Annotated in this window: 1 rRNA gene; it reads right to left on the bottom strand. The window is 42.3% G+C overall.

The annotated features are described in order from the left end of the window. Positions 1-88, bottom strand: a 16S ribosomal RNA gene (locus FNY10_RS26520); the annotation flags it as partial. Between the last annotated feature and the right edge of the window lie 139 nt (positions 89-227).

Below are 227 nucleotides of genomic sequence, written 5' to 3' on the forward strand. Positions count from 1 at the left end.
GAGCAAGCTCTCTGTGCTACCGTTCGACTTGCATGTGTTAGGCCTGCCGCCAGCGTTCAATCTGAGCCATGATCAAACTCTTCAATTTAAGTTTGATGCTCGTGTTTCTTTATTTCTAAAGAAAAGAACTTCGTAATGAATTACGTATGTTCACTCACTGAGACTTGGTATTCATTTTTCGTCCGAGGACGTTAAGAATCCATGTCACTTTGAGTGCCCACACAGAT

Origin of the sequence: Klebsiella sp. Lac1 (assembly GCF_009825425.1) — a bacterium.
In the GTDB taxonomy this organism is placed as follows: domain Bacteria; phylum Pseudomonadota; class Gammaproteobacteria; order Enterobacterales; family Enterobacteriaceae; genus Klebsiella; species Klebsiella electrica.